Annotated in this window: 2 protein-coding genes; both read left to right on the forward strand. The window is 43.9% G+C overall.

What is annotated here, in order from left to right:
• Positions 1 to 890 precede the first annotated feature (890 nt).
• Positions 891 to 1,760, forward strand: a complete 870-nt coding sequence (locus R7P64_RS21375; RefSeq protein WP_005384146.1) for a hypothetical protein — start codon at positions 891 to 893, stop codon at positions 1,758 to 1,760.
• 31 nt (positions 1,761 to 1,791) lie between these two features.
• Entirely contained in the window at positions 1,792 to 5,910 is a 4,119-nt protein-coding gene (locus R7P64_RS21380) for a M66 family metalloprotease (protein WP_025768042.1), read from the forward strand.
• The last annotated feature ends 90 nt before the right edge of the window (positions 5,911 to 6,000 follow it).

A 6,000-nucleotide genomic window follows, 5' to 3' on the forward strand; every position in this document is an offset into this window, starting at 1 on the left:
GCTTGGATACAGATAACTCACTGCTATATATAATAAATTTTGGTGGGAAATACGTGTTTCAGCTCGATGTTTAAACTCTGTTCTATCGACACGTTTTGGGTCAGTAAACACTTAAATTTCGTTTGCTTTATGTTGTATGTAGCGCAATTGTGTGAAATTGGTCACATTAACGTTTAATTTATAAAAAAATAATTAATGAATAGTAATTCACAAATATGCTGACCGTATGTGCTATTTAGTTTTGATTTATCTTTTGTGTATTCACTTGGTGAATGTTTTGTTGTTTTTAGATTGACTAAAGGTTTGATTTTCTATTCAAACTTGTGAAAGGTTGAATGGATATATTAGAAAACATGAATTTGATCTTGTTTCTATCTTTTGTTTTAAATGCGAAATTCATTATTAACAACGGATGGTTTTGATGATTTCTCTTATGTGTATCCCACCAATTTTAGAAATTGAAAATTAAACTCTCTCAATACAATAACGACTAAAATTAAACGGAATGATGTTCTTATATTTTTATTGTATTTTAACTTATACATTTTGACTCATTCATTTTAACTGTTTTTGTTGATTTTAAGTTGTTGATAATAATTGTCTTTTAACTTTTGTTTTAATGACGTTGCTTTGCTGCTTCTTTAATGTTGTGGTGTGTGGCTTTATTTATAAAAAGTCATTTTAAAGTACGTTTTTAAGCAAAGTAGAACGCGACAATACTCAGATAAATAGTATTAAAAAGTTAAATAAGGATTTAACCATAAGAGTAATTTTATGGTTGATAGGTTTATTGGGGTTGATTATCTGAATTTTTATGGAATTTCATCCCAATAATCTGTTTGTCTTTAAGTTTATTCAAATGAACTTAATTCTCATGGAAGTTTCAAAACATGCAGCACACAACAAAGTGGATGATGACGCCGCTTGCAATGTTGTTGGGTACGCTGTTTTCAGCGCCATCATTCGCGGTGGAAACGAGTGTAATTGATAGCACTAGCACGCCTGAATCTACACAAAATGAAGGAGATACGTCCTGTATTGTTTGTAAGTTTAGTGGGGCCGTTTACCTATCTTACGATACAAACATTTACGATAAAGACGACTACCGTTCTGTCCGCAATTTCTCGTGGGGAGGCGATCTCGTTTATTCCTTTTCGAGCGACACAAAAGCCTATTTTTCTACGGGGGGCTATCGTGCCCTAGAAGATGAAGTCGGCACCTACGCGACAGATTCGGTGTTGGGCTTGCAATACACGAACCTATATCGCTTTGGAGATACAGGGAAAATCGGCGTTGCGGGTCAGCTCACCATTCCAACTTCAGAAACATCTCGTAAAGATGAACTGCACACCGCGGTTCGTTTAGATGTGCCGATCTCTTTTTCAGCTTGGAGCGTCGATTTTTCGGTTTCGCCAAGACTGAGAAAAAATTTCCACGAATACAAAACCATGGGTGGACGCTCGCTGACTGAGTGGACTTACTCGTTGTTTGCTGTTGCGGAAAAGTCGTGGGAATCGTTCGCAGTGGGGATTACGGCGTTAGGTGGTAACAGCATCAGTTATCAAGGTACGCGCAGAAGCAGTTGGCAGTATGAGGGGGCGTTGTACGGCACATACGAGTTTGATGAAAGCTGGTCATTGCTACTCGCGGCATCATCAACGGGTTTCTATCAAGATGCAGAGCGAGGCACCTTGGGCAACATCGATTTGTTGGATCAAGAGAAAGCGTCTTACATCGTGACAGTGACTTACTCCTTCTAGGAAAATAACAACAATTAAGGATATCCAAATAATGTTTAAAAAATTGACTCTGGTGTCAGCAATAACGGCCGCACTTGCAGGCTGTGGCGCAGATGATCAGGCGTATGACTATGTCGAAAGAGATGCAAAAGAAGTCGCAGTAAAAGATCTTAAAGACGGTCGTTGGTTTTACGTTCCGACGACTGGTGCCGCTCCACGCTTTGCTCTTAACCAATTCCCATTCTTGCAAGGTTCACCTCGTTACGTTGAGCTTTGTTTTACCAAAGAAGGTCTGGAAGTTCGCAGTTACGATAAAAACTACCCAGACGCACATCTAAGCAAAGATGCTAATAACTACTGCGGTGAAGAGAAATTTGTCGCAGACGACGACGGCGTTAACTTCGCGCAAGTGCTGACGATTCCGGGTGACTTTGCGGCGTATCGCTGTCAAGAAGACGCGCATGGTGATTGCACCAACAAAGAAGAAACCAACGAAGACGCAAGCCTAAACTACAAGAAGAAAACCCACTTCACTCCTCGTCCTGAAGATCTCGAAATTGCAGAATTCAATATGGAAGATCTGTATGGCATTACCGAAGGCATTGATGAAATTGGCGCACCACGATTGATCTCGTGGGACTTTGACCCTAAAAACGGTCTTCTCAATTTCGAGCTAGAGCGCACGTTCCGTATCGATTTAGATAATATTTCTGACTACATCAACTTTGCAACGAAAGCGAGCTTGGATGAAGCGCTTGTGGATGGCGCGTTTAAATCTCGGTTCTACTATTCGTTAGTGCACGAAAGTGAAGTGGCAACCGAAGGTTACCAACCGATCTTGTACCCAGTGGGTGATGAGAACGACATTGGTTTCTTCACCACGTCGACGAAAAAGCTTAACCCAGTCACGAATAAATACGACCGTGATGTGGTTTACCTCAATCGTTTCAACCCAGATCAAGGCTCTATCAAATATTACTTGAGCGACAATTTCTTTGAAGAGAAGAACAAGTTGTTCTTGGATGCAACGCTGCAATCGATCGACAAGATGAACCACGCGCTGAATGTATTTGGGGCGGATGCAGGCAAGCCTGAAATCGAGATTGTGAACAAAACCAAAGCGGCTGGTATTCACCCAGGTGATCTGCGTTACAACGTGATTAACCTGATTGACGAGCCTCTAGCGAACGGTCTGCTTGGCTATGGCCCGTCGGTTTCTAACCCGATGACGGGGGAAATCATCAAAGGCCACGTGAACCAATACGCAGGCGTTGCAAGAACGGGTGTGCCTTTCTATTGGGATAACCTGGCGCGTTTCTATAATCGTAATCAACTGGACTTAGATGGCTTAGATCCATTGCCAACCAGCAGCGAATCTGTGAAAACAGAAGTTGCGGATAGAATTGAAGCGCTTTCTACAATGGCGGCGATGGCGAGCCTGAAATCGGATGAAAACATTCATGCGCCGCTCGTTTCAAAAGAAGACATCGTTTCTGGAAAAGCAGCGACGAAGAGCCCAACTCAGCTAATGAAAAACTTCAATGATGACATGGAGTTTGAAAAGGTGGTTGAAGCTGAAGAGAACCGTTTGTCTTTCTGGGCAGAGAACAACGTTTATCCAATCGAAGCGTCGTGGGTTTCTTCAACCAACAAGGCCATGTTGGACAACTTGAAGTTGGATGACGAGCGTTACTTTGAGATCAAACTCGATGACGCAGGTAACGAAGTATCGCGTCAGCTTAAGCGTTGGAAATACCTACCAAAAGAGTTGCAAGTGAAAGCCGCAGATGCGATTACGGTTGCGACTTACAGCAATACGCTTGTTCACGAGCTTGGTCATAACATGGGTCTGCGCCATAACTTTAAAGGCTCAAATGACAAAGCGAACTACTACACGCTAGAGCAAGCGCATCAACTTGGTTTGAACAACATTCCTGCTTACAGTTCGACGATGGACTACGCACCAAGCATGTTGGATGAAACGCCAACTTGGGGTCTGTACGACATTGCGGCGTTTAAGTTCGGCTACGGCCGTAAAGTCGAGACGATTCAAGATTCTTCAGGTTCAGCTCCTGCACCTGTTGCGAAACCGGCAGACAGTGCGAGCGATGAAGACAAAGCGGCATATGCTCGTTACCTCGCTGATCAGCAAGCCTACCAACAAAGCTTTGCATACAAGTTTGGCAACAATCCAGACAACACATCGCTGATGGTGTGTTCTGAAGTGAAGGCGCTAACGGGGGACGAGAAAGGCAAATCACTCTACAACTGTGACTTTAGCCGATTCGATATCGCTGCGTTGTCTGATGATCCAGAACTGAATGCGAAAACTCGTTATGGCGCACTTTACTACCTAGATAAAGTGAATGAAATTGAGCGTAAGTCTTACGATTTCTGTACCGATGGGAACGTTTCTCTAAACAGCGACTGTAACCGTTTTGACGAAGGTACAAACCTAGAAGAAATTGTTTCTTACGAGTGGCAGAACTATCTCGATAGCTATGATCGACGCAACTTGGAGTTATATGGGACTACGGGATTATTCTCGTCCGATTATCCTGGTTACTTAGTGCGCCGTTACATGGAAATGAGCGCTATCCGTGACAAGATGGAAGATCTTGAGCGCATCGATAACCTGTACACCAATCTGGGTTACACTTCGTCAACGGATAAGCCGGGTGACTTCTTATTGCGCATTGCTTCAAACCCTCAATACTGTAGCGAAGGCAAAGCCGATAACTCATGGTTCTGTGATTATGCGAATGGGGCGAAAAAATCCGCGGCGTTCTTCCTTGATATCTTGCGCACACCAGAGCATCAATGTGTGATAGAAAATGCGGCAGGCAACCAAAAAGTGATTTCTTTTGGTCAACTGTTAGACAACAACTCACACCAAATTCCGGCTGATTACGATCTTTCAACAGCCAGCTGTTTTGATGATTTGGCAGCACGCTTTATCGAAGATTCAGATGAGGGCTATATAGCTGTTGCGGAAACTGCGAATGGACGCTTCCTAAACTCAATTGGTAGCTTTGACCCGGATTACCCTTGGTCAAATGCGGTGTCTGTGTTGGGTAACTGGCCAGACAAAGCGCTTGCGAGCCACTTCTTAGCACGTCGATTCTCGAACCGTTTTACCGATGAGGTGAGCTTTGCATCGCTGCTTGATATCCCTGGGGTGCAAGCTGAATACGAAGACATCATGGGCAACATCGTGGCAAATGATGCGTTAAATACGCCAGTTAAATTGGTGGGTAAAGACGGTAAGGAATACACCAATCTAAAAGGTGTTACCGTGAACCTACACATCACTGAGCAAATGGAGTCCCTACCACCAATGCCTCGTGGTATTGCAAGATTCCTTGATATTGGCGCAGAAGGTCGCGGACGTGTTGGCGATGTCATCTTGAGAATGGGTGTGCGCCAAATGAAGTCTTACGACTACACAGTGAAGACTCGTGGTCAATCTCAGTTTGATACGTTTACGAAGCAACAAGACCGCTACGGTATTATCGCGGGTGACAAGGTTGAGTTTGTTATCGACGGCGAGAAGTTTGTGGCAACAAAAGCAAACAAGCTGGCTTACGACTACGCAAATCAACTGGTGACGTCCAAAGGTTACGATCTAAAAACGTACCTAGATAGCTATGAGCATGCAACACTAAACAAGGTTGCAGAGAGCATCGATAGCGCTTGGGGGCCATTCCGAACAGCGATTGTCCCAGCGTTCCACGATCCTGTATTGCTGCTGGATGCGCCAATGGTCAACGCAATGAAGCGAACCATTGATGCGGATATCGCGGCAGGTGTGCTGTCGTTCAGCCAGTCTTTCATCAACTTTACGACAGCGAATGTGACTTCGGGTGATTTGGTCATCGATGCAACTTCGGGCACATTGAGCTACAAAGGTGGTAAAGCGCACGATGAGCTGAAAGCGTTCGAAGCTTACACTGATGCGATGCTTTTGATTTACAACGATCACGCCGAAGACATGATGTTCGCGGTCGACAATGTGTACGCAGGGTACATGGCGTCTTCAGATGCTGACAAAGAACTTTGGCTGAAAGATCTCAATATGATTCAAGCGTATTTGCGTGGTGATATTGGCGCTGTAGCTGGTGATTACTACAAGATGCTTGATCGCCTACCAACGGCAGTGAGTTTCCAGTAAATAACTCTTAATTTGACCCGTCCTGATATGGGTTGACACTTTTTAACTAAAACGCTCGATGTACTTCATCGGGCGTTTTGTATTTTAAAG

The sequence above is a fragment of the Vibrio sp. 2304 genome (assembly GCF_033339475.1).
GTDB classification, from domain to species: Bacteria; Pseudomonadota; Gammaproteobacteria; order Enterobacterales; family Vibrionaceae; genus Vibrio; species Vibrio alginolyticus.

Bases quoted from the DNA above. Each gene is read 5' to 3' on its own strand.
- R7P64_RS21375 (WP_005384146.1), top strand. From the start codon at position 891: ATGCAGCACACAACAAAGTGGATGATGACGCCGCTTGCAATGTTGTTG.
- R7P64_RS21380 (WP_025768042.1), top strand. From the start codon at position 1,792: ATGTTTAAAAAATTGACTCTGGTGTCAGCAATAACGGCCGCACTTGCA.